Here is a 17118-nt window from a genome sequence, read left to right as displayed (position 1 = left end):
GGCCGATTTGTGGAACGCGCACGAAACGAGCGAAGTCATCGGGGTGCCGTGGCGTTTGCTGCGGCTCGTGGCCAATTCCGGGCTGGTTCTGATCGCCGCGCTGTTCGCCCTGCAGGCGCTGCGAGGCCGGCGATGATCACTCCGACGCCCGCCACCGGCCTGGTCGGCCTGCTCGTTTTGTTCGTCATGCTGGTATCGGGCGTGCCGATCGGCGCGGCGCTCGGCCTGGTCGGGCTGGTCGGACTGATGGTCACGATCGGGTTCGAGCCTGCGCTGATCAAGGGCGGGGTTCTCGTGATCGACACGCTGACGCGCTATGAGCTGGGCACGCTGCCGCTGTTCATGCTGATGGCGCAATTGTTCTTCGCGGCCGATGCCAGCCGCGATCTGTTCGATGCCGCGGCCAAGCTCGTCGGTCACCGCCGTGGTGGTCTCGCTTATGCCGGGATAGCGGGTTGCGCGGGCTTCGGCGCGATCAACGGGTCGAGCCTGGCGACGGCAGCCACGATTGGCATGGTCGCGCTGCCCGAGATGCGCAGCCGCGGCTATTCGGATGCGCTTGCCACGGGCACGGTCGCGGCGGGCGGAACGCTGGGGCAGATGCTGCCGCCGTCGGGCGCGCTGATCGTGTTCGGGATCATCGCCGAGCAGTCTATCGGCAAGCTGTTCACCGCCACGCTGATCCCCGGCATCTCGCAAATGCTGTTCTACTGCGCGGTGGTGTTCGTGCTGACCCGGCTGCAGCCGGGCATCGCCCCGCCGACCGAGCGCGCCGATTGGCCCACGCGCGGCCGCGCGTTGCTGCGGATCTGGGACATGCTCGCGCTGATTTCATTGGTGCTGGGCGGTATCGCCTTCGGCTGGTTCAGCCCAGCGGAAGCCTCATCGGTCGGAACCGCAGGCGCGCTTGCGATCGCCGCGCTGCGGCGGCGGCTGTCGGTGCCGATGCTCGAACGCGCCTTTGCCGAGACCCTGCGCACCAGCGGGTTGATATTCCTCGTCATTGTCGGCGCGCTGGTGTTCTCGGTCTTCGTCAGCGTCACGGGGCTGGCGGCTGCGGTCGGCCAGATCGTTACCGGGTTCGGGTTCGGCACGGTGGGCACGCTGATCGTGATGGCGGTACTGCTGCTGCTGCTGGGTTCGGTGCTCGACGGCCTGGCGCTGATGTTGCTGACCACGCCGATCCTGCTGCCGATCGTGGTGCACATGGGGCTGTCGCCGATCTGGTTCGGGATCTTCATCGTGCGCGCCATGGAGATCGGCTTCGTCCACCCGCCGCTCGGCATGAATCTCTACGTGATCCAGGGCGTTGCGCCCGACATACCGATCATGCGCATCTTCAAGGGCGTCGTGCCCTTCCTGATGAGCGATCTCGTGCACCTGCTTCTCATCATCCTGTTCCCGGCGATGGCCTTGTGGCTGCCGGGCGTGCTCGGACAGTAGCCCCATGACTTTTGCCTCATTCGCCTCGGTCGGTCCCTTGCTGCCCCACGATCTGTTCGCCGCGAGCGGACGCTATGCCGGCTCGCTTTGCTGGACCCTCGGCCGGCCGATGCCGTTTGCGGCGCAGTGGATGGAAAATCGCTTCGCGCCGTGGGCGGCCTCCATCCTCGAAGACTGGGCGGCGGGCGCGTTCGACGCGCACGAGGCAGTGGTGTTCGCACGCGCCGACGACAACGCGCAGCGGCTCTACTACTATGTGTGCGAATTGCGCCGGCGCGGGGTGATCGCCGGCGGTCCCGAGCCACTGGTGTTCGATAGCGCGCAAGGCCCGCGCGCCAGCAGCCTTGCGCGCACAACGCAGGCGGTGCGCGGGTTGGCCGAGCGGCTGGGCGTAGACGATGCGGCGCTCGAAGCGGGTATCGTTGCAACGAACAGCGCTCGACCCATGCTGGCCGCTCAACCGGCGACAAGTCCGACCTGCCTGTTGATCGGCACACCGCCGCCCGATCGCGCGCTCCATGACGCGATCGAACGTCAGGGCTGGCACGCCGACGGAGCTGCGCTGGCAGATACCTGGCGCGATCCCGGCGCGGCGGTGGACGAGTCGACCGGCGATCCCGGCGGCGCAATCGCACGCCAGATCCACACCAGCGTAATTGGCAATCGGGCGTTCGCCGATCGCGCCGCCGCGCTTCGCGCCCGCCTGACAGCGACCGGGGCCAAGGCCGCCGTCCTGTGGTACTCCGAGGACGAGGAAGCCGAAGTCTGGCATCTTCCCGACTTGCGGCGCGTGCTCGATGCGGCCGGCGTACCCGCGCTGGCATTGACGCGGCGCCTGTGGGGCCCTGATCCCGACGCGGCCGACCGGATCGGCACATTCCTGAAGGAGATCGGCACATGATGCCGCTTGCAGGCCATCGTGTTGCCACGCTCGGTGCGATGGCGGATCGTCCGCTGGCCCGGTTCCTGGCATCGCTCGGCGCCGAGATCGGCGGGCCGGTCGAGGGCGCCTCGTTCGTGATCGACGATCTCGGGCTCGAAGCGCTTGCTGGCGCGGTGATTCCCGAAAGCGCGGTCCACGTTTCGGTCACACCGTTTGGATCTGGCGGTCCGCGCTCACAATGGCGCGGCGGCGAACTTGTCGCATCGGCGATGGGCGGGGCCTTGCGCGTAACCGGAGAGCCCGGGCTGCCCCCGGTCAAGGAAGCGCTCGACGCCTGCATCTTCCACGCCGACATGGTTGCAGGCACCGGAGCGATGGCCGCACACTATTCGCGCGGGACCAGCGGCATCGGCCAGCACGTCGACGTATCGATCCAGCAGGTCGCGTTCAGCCGCAACGTCAACGGCGTGCTGGTGTGGCAGTTCGACCGGCGCAAGCTGGGCCGCGTCGGCGGTGCGCTGGCATATGGCCGCGCGACGGTGCGCGCGATCTGGCGCCTCGCCGATGGCTGGTGCTTCCACTCGCTGATGACGGGCCGGCTGGGCGCTCCCGCCAACCAGGGGCTATCCGACTGGATCGACGCGGTCGGCATGGACAATCCCACGAAGGGCACTGACTGGCTGGCCTACAACCGCTCGACCTTGCCCGCCGAGACCCGCGCTTTGTGGGAGGCCGCGATTGCCGCATTCTTCGCCACGCGCACCAAAGCCGAAATCGCCAGCGAAGGCCACCGGCGCGGCATCAACGCCTGCGTGGTCAACGAACCGGCCGACGTGCTGGCCGATCCGCATCTGGCGGCGCGGGGGTTCTTTGCGACGGTCGATGGGCTGCCCGAACGGTTCGCCGCGATCCGCGAGGGCACGGCGAGCGCACTCCCAGCCGCGCGCACCGGCGACCGATCAGGCCCGCTCTCAGGCGTGCGCGTGCTCGATTTCGCGTGGGCGCTGGTCGGTTCGATCACCACCAAGACGCTCGGCGATCTTGGCGCCGAGGTGATCAAGGTGGAGACGCGCACCCGACCCGACTTGTCGCGGATGGACGTGCAGGTCAGCGCCTCGCAGGCCGGCAACCTGGATGACAAGCCATGGTTCGCGCACCTCAATTCGTCGAAGCGCAGCTTGTCGCTCGATATGAAGGCAACAGGCAGCCGCGAGGTGCTCGATCCGCTGATCGACTGGGCCGACGTGGTGGTCGAGAATTTCTCGCCGGGCACAATGAAGAAACTCGGGCTCGATTACCCGCAGCTAGCCGCCCGCAATCCGGGCGTAATCATGATCTCGGGCAGCGTGTTCGGGCAGACCGGGCCGATGGCGCAGGAATGGGGCGTCGACGGCACCGGCGGCGCGCTCTCGGGCCGCACCTACCTCACCGGCTGGCCCGACCGTGATCCGGTCATCCCCGGCGCAGTGCCCTATGGCGATGTGATCGTGCCATACGTGATGGCCGCGTGCACTGCCGCCGCGCTCCAGCGCCGGCGCGAGACCGGGCGCGGGTGCCACGTCGATGCCGCGATGTACGAGATCTGCGTCCAGCAGATGCGCGATGCGCTCGCTGCGGCGAAGCGCGGTGAACGGCCGCAGCGCACTGGCAATGCCGATGCGAATGTGTTGTTCCAGGACGTGTTTCCGGCCGCCGGCGACGATCGCTGGGTCGCGATTAGCCTGTTTTCCGACGGCGACCGTGATCGGCTGGAGGCAATCACCGGCCCCGACATCGCCGCCTGGACCGTCGCGCGCAAGGACCACGCAATCATGGCCGAACTGCAAGCCGCCGGCATCGCCTGCGGGGTGCTGCAGGACGCACAGGACTTGCTCGAACACGATCCGCAACTCGTGGCGCGCGGTGCGCTGGTCACGCTCGACCACGCCGTGCTCGGGCCGTTCGGCCACATCGCGACCCCGATCCGGTTTTCGCGCGATCTGCTGGCACCGTTCCGCCCGCCGGGCATGGGTGAGCATGCCCATTGGGTGGCGAAGCACCGTTCCGGCTTGTCGGACAACCGCATCGCCGAGCTTGAAGCGCAGGGAGTTTTCAAATGAGCACCGAAACCGGCCCCAAAGAAACTGGCCAGCGCAGCCGCAAGATGCTGGCGTCCACTGCCGCGGCCAACGCTTATCAGAAGCAGTTCGGCCTGGACCTGAAACGTCGCGTCGTCGACGATGGCGAACCGTTCGCGATCGTCCAGGCCGATACGCCTCACGAGCTGTTCCACGCGATGGACGTGCCGATCATCACCAATCAGTGGTGGTCTGCCTACATCTCCGCAAAGCAGCTTTCGGGCCGCTATTTCGAGGTGATGGCGGCGCACGGCTATCCCGAGAACGCTTGCAAGTACTGCTCGCTGGGCCTTGCCTGCACACTGGCCAACGATCCGGCCTCGGCTCCGTGGGGCGGGCTGCCCAAGCCGGCGGTGCTGGTCGCGCGGATGACATGCGATTGCATCCAGCACGTGTTCGGCCAGTGGGCCGAAGCGCTGGGCACCGAGTTCTTTCCGATGGAAGCACCCGCGTGGGAGCACAAGGACCCGCGCTGGTTCGCCCATTCGCGCGACCAGTGGCAGGACGTGTACGATGTCGACCGGATTGCGCTGATGGTAGCTGAAATGCGCGACCTGATCGCGCTGCTGGAAAAACGCACCGGCAAGCGCTTCGACGAGGCGAAATTCCAGCACCTGATGGAGCAGATCAACGTTCAGGAAGGCCATATCTGGCAAGCGGCGCAAGCGATCGGCACCGCGCGGCCTTGTCCGGTCTCGATCGCCGAGCAGATGCCCAACACGATGATCCCGCAATGGCATCGCGGTTCGGACTGGGCGGTGGCGCACGCCAAGCGCTTCCGCGACGAGGTGTTCGAACGGATCGATGCCGGGCTCGGCGCCTCGACCAACGAGAAAATCCGGCTGATGTGGATCGGCGCCGGGGTGTGGCACGATCCCGGGTTCTACCAGGCGCTGGAGGAAACGCTAGGCGCGGTGTTCGTGTGGTCCATGTACATGCCCTTCGCCGGGCCGCAGTATATCCGCGACTTGCAGGGGCGGCCGATGGAAGCGCTCGCCAGCCGCATCTGCGGGATGAACGAAGTGCTCCACCTGCCGCCCTGGATGAACGGCTGGATGGTGAGCGAGGCCGAGCGTTGCGGAATCGACGCTGCGGTGATGTTGATGCCGCCCGATAACCGGCTGTCGCAATCGGGCAACAAGATCACCGCGCGCAGCCTGGAGGATGCCGGCGTGCCGGTGCTGGTGATCGATGCCGACATGGTCGACGCCAAGACCTGGGACCACGACACGATGGTGGCGATGGTGCGCAATTTCCTGAGCGAGCGCGGGCTGGCGTGACTGTGTTGCGCGCCCTTTGCATGCTGGTTGCAGTGGCGTTGCTGGCCGCTTGCGCCCGCGCATTGCCGCCGGGCGTGACCGAACTGACATACGCCTCGCCTTACGCGCCGACGCATCCGTTCAGCAAAGCGGACATCGCGTGGATCAAGTTCGTCGAGCAACGCTCGGCCGGCCGGTTGCGGGTTCGCCCCAATTGGTCGGGCGCGTTGCTTTCGGCCGATATGTCGATGGAAGAGCTGCGCCATGGCGTTGCCGATATCGGGCTGGTCACGCCGATCTACGTGCGCGGCGGCACGCAGTTGATCCGCGTGCAATCGGGCTTCTATTCGGGTGCGACGACGATTCCCTCGCAAGTCGCGCTGTACCGCTGCATCGAGGCGGCGAGCCCGCGACTGGCGCAGGAAATGCATGGCCTCAAGGTGCTGGCAGTGCAGGGCGGATCGCTCCCGGGCGTTGTCACGCGCACGCGCCCCGTACGCAGCCTTGCCGATCTGCGCGGGCTTCGGCTGCGCGCGCCCACCGAATTGCTCGGCGTGTTGCGTGAACTGGGCGTGGACCCGGTCGACATGCCGATGGGCGAAGTCTATTCGGCGATGAGCAAGGGCATGATCGATGGCGTGGTTGCCCCTGCCGATACCTTCCGGTCACTCCATTTCGCTGAAATCGCCGGGCATTTCAACACACTGGAGGTGCCCCGAGGCGCGTATCCGGCACGGGCCATGAGCTTGATCCGGTGGAACGCACTGAGCGTGGCCGACCGGCAAGTTCTCACCGAGTCCGGACCCGTGTGGGAAGCTGCGCTGGCGCTGGAAATCAAGGGTGCGTGGCAGAAGGGCTATGATGAAGCGCTCAGGCATCACATCGCGATCCTGCCGATGCCCGCCGCCGACCAGGCGCGGTTCGATGCGCTCTATCTCCACAATGCCGAAATCAACGCGCGCGCGCTCGGCCGGCTGGGCATCGACGGCCTTGGCGCGTTGCAGGCTGCGCGCGGTGCGGTCAAGGCGCGTGACCGCATTACTTGCCAGGGACCACCGTCATGACCAGGTCGATCATCGTTGCCGCCTTGCTGGCAGGCGCGGCGCCCACCTTAGCCGCGGGACCGCTGCCGCCGACTGGTCCCGCACCCGACCCCAATGCGCCTTCGAGTGTGCTTGGCCCGGTCCTGCCACCGGTCCTGCCACCGGGCGTGATCGGTGCCCCCGCGGGTACCGGGCGCTGGCCGGCGGTGGCCGAAGCGCGCGCCGATGCGAAGGGTTACACGGTCTATCACCCCGCGCGCATGCCGGCGGAGCGGCTGCCGCTGGTGCTGTGGGGCAACGGCGGGTGCAAGGATAACGGCTTGTCCGCCAGCCACTTCCTGCGCGAAGTTGCAAGCCACGGCTATTTTGTCGTGGCCAATGGTGCCCCGCGCGCTGAACGGCCGGTGCTGGCGGCGCTACCCGCCGGCGGCGGGCGCCAACCGGGCGCGCTCTCCATCACGGTGGCCGACGAAACCACGGTTGCCCATCTGCTCGCGGCGATCGACTGGGCAAGGGCAGCAGACCGCGCCGGACCATTCGCGGGGCGGATCGACACCGGCCGGATCGCGGTGATGGGCCATTCATGCGGCGGGTTGCAGACGATCGCCGCAGCCGCCGATCCGCGCATATCGACCGCGGTGGTCTATGACAGCGGCATTTACAACGTGCCCCACGAGGTGCCGGGCCGGATGCATCTCGACAAATCGGACCTCAAGCGGCTGCACACGCCCATAGCCTACGTGCTCGGCGGGCAAGCCGATATTGCTTATGCCAACGGTGACGATGACGTGCGGCGGATCGACACCGTGCCGGTGTTCTATGCCAATCTGCCCGTTGGTCATGGTGGCACGTTCCAACTGGCCGATGGTGGCGATTGGGCGAAGCTGGGCGTGGCCTGGCTCGATTGGCAGCTCAAGCACGTGGCCATCGCAGGCCACCAATTCACGGACCAGGACTGTATTCTGTGCCGCGATCCGCGTTGGACGATCGTTCGCAAGCAATTTCCGGGGAGCCCATGACCCAACCACTTGCCGGCATTCGCGTCGCCGATTTCAGCCATGTCATGGCGGGGCCCTTCGCCTCGCACCTGCTGCGGCTGATGGGCGCGGAAGTGATCAAGATCGAGCCGAAAACCGGCGACAATTTTCGCAACTACGGCGGAGATCGGCGGTACGATGGAATGGCTCCGGCGTTCATTGCGGCCAACGCCGGCAAGAAGTCGATCGCGCTCGATCTGAAGGACCCGGCCGACCTTGATGTGGCGCGGGCGATCGTGGAGCGATCCGACGTCTTGCTTGAAAACTTCCGGCCCGGCGTGATCGCACGCCTGGGCCTGGGTTATGACGCGGCCAGAGCGCTCAATCCGGAAATCGTGTTCTGCTCGGTATCGGGCTACGGCCAAGTAGGGCCACAGCGTGACTGGCCGGCGATCGACAACATCGTCCAGGCCACCAGCGGCATGATGATGTTGAGCGGGGCAGAGGGTGATGCACCGGTGCGGATCGGGTTCCCGATCGTCGACACACTGACTGGACAGACGGCCGCGCTCGCCATCGTTTCGGCATTGCTGCGCCGCGCTAACGGGGGCGGGGGCAGCTATATCGACGTGTCGATGCTCGATGCGAGCCTGGCCTTCATGACTTCGGCGCTCACGCCGTTCCTGGTGACGGGAAAGCCGATGCCGCGCATGGGCAACACCGGGTATTCGGGATTGCCGACTGCCTCGATGTATCTGGCTCGAAACGGCCGTCGGATATCGCTCGGCGTGGTCCAGCAGAGCCAATTTGTCGCCCTTGCGGGTTGGCTGGAGCGGCAGGATTGGCTCGATGATCCTCGTTTCGCAACTCCCCAGGCACGGCGCGAGAATTTTGATGTCATGCGCCAGCAACTTGCGGACGAGCTGGCCAAATACGACGCGGAAGACCTCGAATCCGGGATGAGCGCAAAGGGCATCCCTTGTGGCCTCGTTCGCAGCGTCGACGAGGGCGCTGCGCTCGCCGGTCCGGACGCCTTGCTGCCGCTGACGATCCCCGGTCTTCCCGATGGCGAGACCCTGGCGATACCGAACGCCGGGTTCCGGATGAGCGAAAATGGCCCGGGCACAACCTGCGCTCCGCCCAGGCTTGACGAGAACCGGGAAGAAATTCTCGCCTGGTTGAGAAATGATCGCGATCCATCAAATGGCGGGACCAAACACCGTAAAGTGTAGTTTAGTGCAAGCCCTGCCGCCGGCAATTGCCCGCAGCAGGCACAAACATCGCGCCGATTGGTGGACGTTCCCGACCGACGTCTCAGGCTTGACTCGCCAAGGTCGGGGCCAAGGTCGGGGCCAAGGTCGGGGCAGGGGCCGGGACTGCCGCGAGAGCCGCTGACTTCAACCGCCCCCGCAACCAGCCAAGGCCCGGATCGTTCGCGCGTGCAGAATGGTACTGCGCCACTTCGTTCATCGTCGGCAGATCGATCGGGCAAGCCGCTACCGCAAGCGACAAAGGCGCCGCGAGCAGGGCGGCAAGGCGTTCGTGCATGAGCGCCAGGCGGCTGGTGTTGCGCAGCATCCAGGGCGCCTGGATGAACGATGGTGCGATCACTTCGATGCGGCGCCGGTCGCCGGCAGCCAGCAGCGCGGTTTCGACAAACGTTGGCTGGCCCTGGATATGGACCGCGACATGGCCGCAGCCATAAAAGCCCTCGACGGTCAGCGGCTGGTGCAACAGCGGATTGCGGGCACAGCCGATAACGACGTGGCGTTCGGTGAACAGCAGATCGTGCGGGTGGCCGGGTGCCGCGAATTGCTCGGCCGTCAGCATCAGGTCGAGCTCGCCATCTTCCATAGCCTTGACGCTGGTGGTGTCGGGCAGGCTGATTTCGAATTCGACCGAGGGTGCATCGGATTGCAACGATTCGAGCAGCGGGGCGAGCAGGACGGTGGTGATATAATCCGACGCCGCAATCCGGAACCGGCGCATTGAACGAGCGGGTTCGAACGAAGCTGCCGAGGCAATCAGGCTGCGCAAGTTCTGCACCGCCGCGGCCACGTCGGGCGCCATTGCCAATGCGCGCGAGGTCGGCACCATCTTCTTGCCGAACTGGACCAGAACCTCGTCGTTCAACGATTCACGCAGCCGCTTGAGCGCGGCGCTCATGGCCGACTGGGTCATGTTCAACCTGCGGGCGGCCTGGGTAACATTGCGCTCTGCCAGCAGGACGTCGAACGCGACCAGCAAGTTGAGATCGAACTGATCCAGCCGCATCCATCGATTCCATTTGTAGTTTGTCAGTGCAACAATGCGTTAGACCAATGATCGGTGAGCGGCCAAAGAAAACCACGAGGTCCCGTCGAGGGCCGGGCGCGGAGAGGGATCGACCAACGGCCATGCAGGAATTGTCCGTTCTCATCATCGGTGCCGGCATCGGCGGTTTGTCCGCTGCGATTGCCCTGCGCCGCGCCGGGCATGCGGTCACGCTGATCGAACGCGATCCCGCATGGGCGGTTTATGGCGTGGGCATCATCCAGCAATCGAACGTGGTCCGGGCGATGGACCAGTTGGGCATGCTCGACGATTTTCTCGATGCGGCCTGCGGGTTCGATGCGGTCGAGATATTTCTGCCCAACGGCGTGAAAGTCGCGCGCGTACCCTCGCCGCGGCTGGTCGAAGGGCGCCCCGCCAATGTCGGAATCGCCCGGCCGGCGTTGCAGAAATTGCTGGGCGATCGAGCCGCGACGCTTGGTGCGCAGATCCGGCTGGGGCTGACGGCGACCAGCTTCGACGACGACGGAACGCAAGTTACTGCGCAGTTTTCCGACGGCTCGTCGTCGGTGCACGATCTCGTGATCGGCGCCGATGGGGCCTATTCGCAAGTCCGCGGGATGATCCTGCCCGAGATCGCACCGCCCGTCTTCACCGGCCAGGCGGTGTGGCGCTACAACCTGCCGCGCCCGGCCGATCTCGACGCGTTGCAGGTCTACAACGGTCCGACCGGCGTCGGCCTGGTGCCGATGAGCGCTGACCTGATGTACATGTTCGTGACCACGCCGGAGCCGGGCAATCCGCGCTATCCGCTGGCCGGGCTGGCGCAGACGATGCGCGTGAAGCTGGCCAATTGTTCGCCCGCGATCCGCGCGCTGGGTGAAGCGATCACCGACGATACCGGCGTCGTCTATCGCCCGCTCGAGGCGTTGATGGCGCACGGGGTCTGGTCGAAGGGCCGCATCGGTCTGCTCGGCGATGCGGTCCACGCCACCACGCCGCACCTCGGGCAGGGCGCCGGCATGGCGATCGAGGATGCGATCGTGCTGGCCGAAGAACTGGGCGCGGCCGCCACGGTCGAAGACGCGCTGACCGCTTACCGCACCCGCCGCTACGAGCGCTGCCGCTATATCGTCGAAGCCAGCCTGGCGATCTGCAACGGCCAGTTGGGCACAGGGCCGGCGATCGACAACGCGCACGCAACCGCGGAAATGTTCGCGGTAATTTCCAAACCCATCTGACAGCCCGAAGGATCATCCCCGATGAGCCGCGTTACTGATATCCGCTATGTCGGCTATGCTGTTGCCGATTTTGCAGCCGAGCAGGCGTTCTATGCCGATGTCTGGGGGCTCGTGCCCGTGCCGAGCGATGACGGGATGGCCTGGTTCAAGGCGCAAGGGCACGACGAGCACCACGTCGTTCGCCTGCGTCCGGCCGAGCAGAACCGCCTCGACCTGATCGCCTTGGCTGCATCGACCGGTGCCGACGTCGACGCCCTGTTCGCCAAGGTCCAGGCCGCGGGTTGCCGGATCGTGACCGAACCGGCCGGCCTCAGCACCCTCGGCGGCGGCTATGGCTTCCGGTTCTTTTCGCCCGACGGGCTTCAGTTCGAAATTTCGAGCGACGTTGCGCGCGGCACCATGCGCACGCTGGAGCGGTGGGAAGGGGTTCCGGTCAAGATCAGCCACATCGTGCTGCATTCGCCCGATCATCCGGCGCTGATGCGGTTCTTCACCGATGTGCTGGGGTTCAAGGTATCGGACTGGCTGGGCGACTTCATGGGCTTCCTGCGCTGCAATTCGGCGCACCACCGGATCGCGATCCTGCCCGGGCCGCCGTGCCTCAACCACGTTGCTTACGACATGCTCAGCGTCGATGACATGATGCGCGGCGCGCATCGGCTCAAGCTCAAAGGCATCGATATCGGTTGGGGGCCGGGCCGGCACACCGCGGGCAACAACACCTTCAGCTACTTCGTCACGCCCGGCGGCTTCGTCACCGAATACACCTCCGAACTGGAAGAGGTGGACTTCGAGACGCACCAGCCGATCGTGCATGTGCCCGCGCCAATGGTCATGGACCAGTGGGGCATCGGCGTGGGTGGCCCGCAGACCTTGCCGCATCCGGTGCCCAACCCCGGGCTTTTCGAAGCTGTGGAGGCCTGACGCGTGGCGCTGTACGAACCGTTCCCAAACTACATCTGGAACCTCTCGGTCGCGATCGCGATGGAATCGGGCGGGCAGATCGGCGAGATCGTCGATATGTGCCAGCCGATCCTCGACGCGGCGAAGGACGGCGCAGATGCCGGCACGCCGCTGTTCATGAAGCAATGGGCGGCGATGGGCGAAAAGCTGATCGCGCTGGCCGAGGAAGATGAGGCCAAGGGCCGTGCGTTCAGCGCCTCGGACAAGCTCGAACGCGCGTCGCTGTACTTGTTCAACGCCGAGCGGATGCAGGGTCATGGTGCGCCCGGTCGCGCAGAGACTTACGCCAGGGCGCGCGCCACGTTCGACAAGTCGACCGCGCTGGGCAAGCTCAACCGCGAGCGTATCGAGGTGTCGCTCGAACAGGGCACGATGCCCGCGCTCTACACCCGCGCGCCGGGCGAGGGACCGCACCCGGTGGTGGTCTATTGCAACGGCCTCGATAGCTGCAAGGAACTGCTGTTCTGGTCGCGGCTGCCCGAGGCGTTGGTGCGGCGCGGCATTTCCACGCTGTGCGTCGACCAGCCCGGTTCGGGCGAGGCGTTGCGGCTGCAAGGGCTGCCGGTCGATCCGCATAGCGAGCACTGGGCGTCGAAGGCGGTCGACTGGCTGGAGGCACAGCCCGATGTCGACCCCAAACGCATCGGCATGACCGGCATTTCGCTGGGCGGTCATTTTGCGCCGCGCGCGGTGGCATACGAACCCCGCTTCGCCTCGGGCGCGGTGTGGGGCGCGAACCACAACTGGCGCGAAGTGCAGGACAAGCGGCTAAACCGCGAGGGCGAGAACCCGGTGCCGCACTACTGGGCGCACGTGATGTGGGCCTTTGGCGCAAGCGACATGGACGATTTTCTGACCCGTTCGGCCGACATGAACCTCAACGGCCACATGGACCGGATCAAGGTCCCGTTCCTGGTCACCCACGGCGCGAACGACCGCCAGATCAGCGTCGGTTACGCGCACGACCTCTACGATCAACTCGTCAACGCCCCGCGCCGCGAGAAGGTGATATTCACGTCGCGCGAAGGCGGGGTAGAACACGTCGGCGCCGACAACATGGCCTACGGTCGCGATCTGATTGCAGACTGGCTCGCCGAAACGCTTGGTGGAGACGTCGCATGAATGCAGCGGACACCGGCACGACCTTGGCAACGCGCGCCTACATCCGCCGCGAGACCGCAATCAGCATGGCAATCAACGCCGCGTTGTCGCTGGCGTTCTACCTCGCCGTATTCCGCGGCACCGACCCGGTTCCGCTGTGGGGCCTGGGCAACTGGGTCTTCGACTTTGTGCCGCAGAGCTTCATGATCGGCTTGATGAGCACGCTCGTGCCGGGCGCGTTGACGGCCGGGCGGCTGCGCAAGCGCGCGGTTTCGCTCCTCGATTCGGCCACGGCACTGCCCCGGCGGCTTGGCATCCGCGCCTTGCTGCTGGCGCTCGTCTCGGCGATCGGTGGCACGATCATGGTGGCAGCGGCAACGCGGGTTGCCGGCATACAGCAGCTCGGCGCCCTGGCCGCAGGCTTGCTCAAGGTGATCTACGGCGCTGCACTCGCCGCAATCGTGACGCCGATCGGCTTGCGCGCTGCGCTTGCCCGGCCGGCGAACTGAGGCGCCCTCCGCATGGACCTGTCGTCGATCACCTGGGACCCCTATGACGAGGCCGTGCTGGCAGACCCCTTTGCACACCACGCCGTGTTGCGCGATGCCGGCGCGGTGGTCTGGCTGGAGCGTTATGGCTGCTTCGCCATGGCCCGCTATGCCGAGGTTCGCGCCGCGCTGACCGATTGGGAAACGTTCGTTTCGGGCAGGGGAGTGGGCCTGGCCGATTTCGCGCGCGAGGAACCGTGGCGGCCACCGTCGCTGTTGCTCGAAGCCGATCCGCCGCTCCATGGCCGCACACGCGGGGTGATGAACAAGGTCGTCGCATTGCCCGCGCTGCGTGCGCTCCAGCCGAAGTGGGTCGAACAGGCGCATGCGCTGGTGGCGGGGTTGGTCGGCACGGGCCCGTTCGATGCCGTGCCGGCTTTGGCCGAAGCGTTTCCGCTCAGCGTATTCCCCGCGCTTGTCGGGTTGCGGGAAGAGGGGCGCGAGAATCTGATTCCCTACGGCACCACCGCGTTCAACGCTTTTGGCCCGCGCAATGCCTTGCTGACCCGGAGCCTGGAAAACGCCGCAACAGCCACCGCATGGGTGATGGAAAGCTGCCGGCGCGACAATTTGCTGCCCGGCGGCTGGGGCGAACTCGTCTATGCTGCGGCCGATCATGGCGAGTGCAGCGAAGCCGAAGCCGAGCGCCTGGTGCGCTCGCTGCTGACCGCGGGCGTCGACACCACCGTCAACGGCATCGCCAACCTGGTCCATGCCTTCGCCGAAAATCCCGGGCAATGGCGCAAGCTGCGCGCGCAACCCGATCTGGCGCGCAAGGCGATCGAGGAAAGCCTGCGTTGGGGCGGCGTGGTCCAGACCTTCTTCCGCACCACCAGCCGCGCGGTCGACATCGCTGGAACCACGATTCCTGAGGGCAGCAAGGTGCTGTTGTTCCTGGCCGCTGCCAACCGCGATCCGCGCCACTGGAGCGATCCCGATCGCTTCGATATCACGCGCAGTGCCAGCGGCCATGTCGGGTTCGGGTTCGGCATCCACCAGTGCCTTGGCCAGATGGTCGCGCGGTTCGAGGCCGAAGCCGTACTGGCGGCGCTGATCGCGCAAGTTGGCGAAATTCGCTCCACCGCGCCCGCCACTCGGCGGATCAACAACACCCTGTTCGCGCTCGGCACCCTGCCGGTCGAACTCATCGCAGCGTGAGGGCACCATGACACGCCGCTTCGTCGATCTTTCGATCTCTCGATCACGCTCTGCAACGATGTGGTGAGCGATCCGCAGGTAACGCGGCCCAAGATCACGTACCAGAAGCACGGCGATACGCTGGCCGAAATGCAGCACTTCTTCCCCGGGGTAAGAGCGGAGCAAGTGCCCGGCTGCGAAGGCTTTGCGGCGGCCGAAGTGATCACGCTGACCGCATAAGGGCCCGCGAACTGGTCGTGTTACAATGGGCCGAGCCGGCTCGTTCGGCCGTCGATCCGGTGATCGTCCATCACGCCCGCCGCGGCGATCGACGCCCGAAGCACGTCGCCACCGTCCGAGGTCGGGAGATTGATCGCGATGCTTTTCTTGCCGTGGCTATAAGCAATCAAGGTGCCGCCAGGGCCACCTCGAACGAGGGCGCGCGTCGCATCACCCGTCGGCGGCTCGACCTTGATCACCGCGGCGCCTAGCTGCGACAAGATATGCGTGGCAAATGGTGTGGCGACCATCGTGCCGAGTTCCGCAACCGTGTGGCCGGGTAGTGGCTGGCCCGAAGCGTTTCCTTGATCGATGCAGATATTTGTTTTTTGCACTTGCCTGCCCGACGATGATCCATTGTACATCGCCGCCGTCAGGCATTGCGGACATGGGACAGGGTATGATTGGCGAGGATTTTTCGGCGTGGACCGGTCGCTCGGAAACGGTGGAGGATACGCTCGATCCGGTTCGGACGAACGCGCTTGGTGCCGCCCTGGGCAGCACGGTGCCACTGGCAGAGGGCGCGCCGCTGCCGCTGCTGCATCACTGGCTCTACTTCTGGGACGTAATGCCACCGGCGGGTCTCGGCATCGACGGCCATCCGCTCCGGGGTGGGTTCCTGCCCCCCGTGCCATTGCCGCGGCGGATGTGGGCAGGGGGGCGGCTTACGTTCCTGCAGCCCCTGATCGTAGGGGAACGCGTTTCCCGCAGATCGACCATCCTGAAGGTCGAGGCAAAGTCGGGCCGCAGTGGCAATCTGGTGTTCGTCACGGTCGAGCATCGGCTGTCCGGCACTCTGGGCAAGGCGGTGATCGAGGAACAGGATATCGTCTATAAAGACGCCGCCGCACCGGGATCGATCGCCGCCCCCGCCGAGAGTGGTTCGGTGCCGAATGCCCCGTGGCGGCTCGATATCCAGCCCGATCCGGTCTTGTTGTTCCGCTACTCCGCCCTCACGATGAACGGCCACCGCATCCATTACGATCGCCCGTATGCGATCGATGAGGAAGCCTATCCCGGGCTCGTGGTGCACGGCCCGCTGCAGGCAACGCTGCTGGTGCAGCTTGCCCAGCGAAATCTCGATCGGCCGATCGCCACGTTCCATTTTCGCGGACAAGCCCCGGCGTTCGATGGAACGACGCTCAACGTCTGCGGCGAACCCACCGAAGCCGGCGCCAGCGTCTGGACTGAACAGCGCGGAAGCAGGAACATGGTCGCCACGGTCACGACTGGAGCAACCGTTTGAGCGCATTTCCGAGCAGTTGGTTGTTCACGCCTGGCGCGCGCCAGGAGCGCTTCGCCAAGGCGATCGCGAGCGGCGCGCAGGCGATCATTCTCGGCCTTGAAGATGCCATCGCGGAAGAAGCCAAAGCCGATGAACCGACGATCACGTGATCGGCTTTCTCCGTGATCGCCCTGCGGATGTGCCGACGATCGTGGTCCGTATCGATCCCGTCCGCAGGTCGATCGGCCTGGAAGATCTGGCCGCGATGGCTGGTCTTTCAGATGGCCCCGACTTTCTGCTTGTTCCCACGGCGGAGGAACCAGCCGAACTGGCGCTGACTGCGAACGAGGTGACGATCCGAGCATCACTGGCCTCGGCAAACCACGTCGCATTCGCCCAGGTGCCGCTGTAGCGGACATACGATGGCGCCGGTGCGGCGGCGAGCTTGCGCAGCCGGGGATTGGCCAAGTCTATCGGCGCCGGGGCTGCGGTAATACCAACCTGCCGTGAGGCTGACTCACGGGGGGGATTCCCAAACTGGCGAAATTCTGAATCAATGGCGCCCTGCAATTGGAGGGCGTGACCATGGGATCAGCGATCAGCTTGAGGGAAGATTTTGACAGCACAGCGT

General features: G+C 65.9%; 17 protein-coding genes and 1 pseudogene. 16 read left to right on the top strand and 2 right to left on the bottom strand.

What is annotated here, in order from left to right; translation table 11 throughout:
- Window positions 1-132 precede the first annotated feature (132 nt).
- The 7 genes from Q0R16_RS17580 to Q0R16_RS17550 are packed head-to-tail and all read left to right on the top strand — an operon-like array spanning window position 133 to window position 8954.
- Window positions 133-1443: a TRAP transporter large permease subunit gene (locus Q0R16_RS17580; RefSeq protein ID WP_295639229.1), complete on the top strand. Its 1311-nt coding sequence runs from the start codon at window positions 133-135 to the stop codon at window positions 1441-1443.
- 4 nt (window positions 1444-1447) lie between these two features.
- Window positions 1448-2344: a hypothetical protein gene (locus Q0R16_RS17575; RefSeq protein WP_295639226.1), complete on the top strand. Its 897-nt coding sequence runs from the start codon at window positions 1448-1450 to the stop codon at window positions 2342-2344.
- Entirely contained in the window at window positions 2341-4425 is a 2085-nt protein-coding gene (locus tag Q0R16_RS17570) for a CoA transferase (protein WP_295639223.1), read from the top strand. The genes Q0R16_RS17575 and Q0R16_RS17570 overlap by 4 nt, the downstream gene beginning before the upstream one ends.
- On the top strand, window positions 4422-5723 hold the full coding sequence (locus Q0R16_RS17565) for a 2-hydroxyacyl-CoA dehydratase subunit D (protein ID WP_295639220.1): 1302 nt from the start codon (window positions 4422-4424) through the stop codon (window positions 5721-5723). The genes Q0R16_RS17570 and Q0R16_RS17565 overlap by 4 nt, the downstream gene beginning before the upstream one ends.
- A gap of 20 nt (window positions 5724-5743) precedes the next feature.
- A complete protein-coding gene (gene dctP, locus Q0R16_RS17560) occupies window positions 5744-6766 on the top strand; it encodes a TRAP transporter substrate-binding protein DctP (protein ID WP_295639217.1) in 1023 nt (340 codons plus the stop codon).
- Entirely contained in the window at window positions 6763-7764 is a 1002-nt protein-coding gene (locus tag Q0R16_RS17555) for a hypothetical protein (RefSeq protein WP_295639213.1), read from the top strand. The genes dctP and Q0R16_RS17555 overlap by 4 nt, the downstream gene beginning before the upstream one ends.
- Complete coding sequence (locus Q0R16_RS17550; RefSeq protein ID WP_295639210.1) at window positions 7725-8954, top strand: CoA transferase; 1230 nt, start codon at window positions 7725-7727, stop codon at window positions 8952-8954. Before Q0R16_RS17555 ends, Q0R16_RS17550 begins: the two co-directional genes overlap by 40 nt.
- A gap of 82 nt (window positions 8955-9036) precedes the next feature.
- Here the strand turns inward: Q0R16_RS17550 and Q0R16_RS17545 are convergent, their stop codons facing one another.
- Window positions 9037-9996 carry a LysR family transcriptional regulator gene (locus Q0R16_RS17545; RefSeq protein ID WP_295639207.1) on the bottom strand — a complete coding sequence of 320 codons (960 nt, stop codon included), beginning with the start codon at window positions 9994-9996 and terminating at the stop codon, window positions 9037-9039.
- Window positions 9997-10118: 122 nt separating this feature from the next.
- Here Q0R16_RS17545 and Q0R16_RS17540 point away from each other — a divergent pair, with 122 nt between their 5' ends.
- From Q0R16_RS17540 to Q0R16_RS17515, 6 genes are all read left to right on the top strand, one after another.
- Window positions 10119-11234, top strand: coding sequence for an FAD-dependent oxidoreductase (locus Q0R16_RS17540; protein ID WP_295639205.1), 1116 nt, complete (start codon window positions 10119-10121; stop codon window positions 11232-11234).
- 21 nt (window positions 11235-11255) lie between these two features.
- Window positions 11256-12158, top strand: coding sequence for a VOC family protein (locus Q0R16_RS17535; protein WP_295639202.1), 903 nt, complete (start codon window positions 11256-11258; stop codon window positions 12156-12158).
- A 3-nt stretch (window positions 12159-12161) separates the two neighbouring features.
- On the top strand, window positions 12162-13319 hold the full coding sequence (locus tag Q0R16_RS17530) for a prolyl oligopeptidase family serine peptidase (RefSeq protein ID WP_295639199.1): 1158 nt from the start codon (window positions 12162-12164) through the stop codon (window positions 13317-13319).
- Window positions 13316-13807 carry a hypothetical protein gene (locus Q0R16_RS17525; protein ID WP_295639197.1) on the top strand — a complete coding sequence of 164 codons (492 nt, stop codon included), beginning with the start codon at window positions 13316-13318 and terminating at the stop codon, window positions 13805-13807. Before Q0R16_RS17530 ends, Q0R16_RS17525 begins: the two co-directional genes overlap by 4 nt.
- A 12-nt stretch (window positions 13808-13819) precedes the next feature.
- Window positions 13820-15004 carry a cytochrome P450 gene (locus Q0R16_RS17520; RefSeq protein ID WP_295639194.1) on the top strand — a complete coding sequence of 395 codons (1185 nt, stop codon included), beginning with the start codon at window positions 13820-13822 and terminating at the stop codon, window positions 15002-15004.
- Between the two features lie 63 nt (window positions 15005-15067).
- On the top strand, window positions 15068-15223 hold the full coding sequence (locus Q0R16_RS17515) for a hypothetical protein (protein ID WP_295639191.1): 156 nt from the start codon (window positions 15068-15070) through the stop codon (window positions 15221-15223).
- A 20-nt stretch (window positions 15224-15243) separates the two neighbouring features.
- Here Q0R16_RS17515 and Q0R16_RS17510 read toward each other — a convergent pair whose 3' ends face one another.
- Window positions 15244-15627: a CoA transferase gene (locus Q0R16_RS17510; protein ID WP_295639187.1), complete on the bottom strand. Its 384-nt coding sequence runs from the start codon at window positions 15625-15627 to the stop codon at window positions 15244-15246.
- A gap of 35 nt (window positions 15628-15662) precedes the next feature.
- Between Q0R16_RS17510 and Q0R16_RS17505 the strand changes: the two genes are divergently transcribed.
- The 3 genes and pseudogenes from Q0R16_RS17505 (at window position 15663) to Q0R16_RS17495 (ending at window position 16899) form a co-directional block, all read left to right on the top strand.
- Window positions 15663-16508, top strand: a complete 846-nt coding sequence (locus Q0R16_RS17505; protein ID WP_295639184.1) for a MaoC family dehydratase N-terminal domain-containing protein — start codon at window positions 15663-15665, stop codon at window positions 16506-16508.
- Window positions 16505-16636 (top strand): annotated as a pseudogene (locus Q0R16_RS17500) (CoA ester lyase); the annotation flags it as partial. The gene Q0R16_RS17505 and the pseudogene Q0R16_RS17500, both read left to right, overlap by 4 nt.
- A gap of 17 nt (window positions 16637-16653) precedes the next feature.
- Entirely contained in the window at window positions 16654-16899 is a 246-nt protein-coding gene (locus Q0R16_RS17495) for a hypothetical protein (RefSeq protein WP_295639181.1), read from the top strand.
- Window positions 16900-17118: the final 219 nt, after the last annotated feature.

Origin of the sequence: Novosphingobium sp. (assembly GCF_025351285.1) — a bacterium.
In the GTDB taxonomy this organism is placed as follows: domain Bacteria; phylum Pseudomonadota; class Alphaproteobacteria; order Sphingomonadales; family Sphingomonadaceae; genus Novosphingobium.
This window is presented reverse-complemented; position numbering and strand designations above follow the sequence as displayed.

What these genes read in the sequence shown, in the direction of transcription:
- Q0R16_RS17540 (WP_295639205.1), top strand. Translation starts at nt 10,119, where the DNA reads ATGCAGGAATTGTCCGTTCTCATCATCGGTGCCGGCATCGGCGGTTTG.
- Q0R16_RS17525 (WP_295639197.1), top strand. Translation starts at nt 13,316, where the DNA reads ATGAATGCAGCGGACACCGGCACGACCTTGGCAACGCGCGCCTACATC.
- Q0R16_RS17520 (WP_295639194.1), top strand. Translation starts at nt 13,820, where the DNA reads ATGGACCTGTCGTCGATCACCTGGGACCCCTATGACGAGGCCGTGCTG.
- Q0R16_RS17505 (WP_295639184.1), top strand. Translation starts at nt 15,663, where the DNA reads ATGATTGGCGAGGATTTTTCGGCGTGGACCGGTCGCTCGGAAACGGTG.
- Q0R16_RS17545 (WP_295639207.1), bottom strand. Translation starts at nt 9,996, where the DNA reads ATGCGGCTGGATCAGTTCGATCTCAACTTGCTGGTCGCGTTCGACGTC.
- Q0R16_RS17575 (WP_295639226.1), top strand. Translation starts at nt 1,448, where the DNA reads ATGACTTTTGCCTCATTCGCCTCGGTCGGTCCCTTGCTGCCCCACGAT.
- Q0R16_RS17565 (WP_295639220.1), top strand. Translation starts at nt 4,422, where the DNA reads ATGAGCACCGAAACCGGCCCCAAAGAAACTGGCCAGCGCAGCCGCAAG.
- dctP (WP_295639217.1), top strand. Translation starts at nt 5,744, where the DNA reads ATGCTGGTTGCAGTGGCGTTGCTGGCCGCTTGCGCCCGCGCATTGCCG.
- Q0R16_RS17580 (WP_295639229.1), top strand. Translation starts at nt 133, where the DNA reads ATGATCACTCCGACGCCCGCCACCGGCCTGGTCGGCCTGCTCGTTTTG.
- Q0R16_RS17535 (WP_295639202.1), top strand. Translation starts at nt 11,256, where the DNA reads ATGAGCCGCGTTACTGATATCCGCTATGTCGGCTATGCTGTTGCCGAT.
- Q0R16_RS17555 (WP_295639213.1), top strand. Translation starts at nt 6,763, where the DNA reads ATGACCAGGTCGATCATCGTTGCCGCCTTGCTGGCAGGCGCGGCGCCC.
- Q0R16_RS17570 (WP_295639223.1), top strand. Translation starts at nt 2,341, where the DNA reads ATGATGCCGCTTGCAGGCCATCGTGTTGCCACGCTCGGTGCGATGGCG.
- Q0R16_RS17510 (WP_295639187.1), bottom strand. Translation starts at nt 15,627, where the DNA reads ATGTACAATGGATCATCGTCGGGCAGGCAAGTGCAAAAAACAAATATC.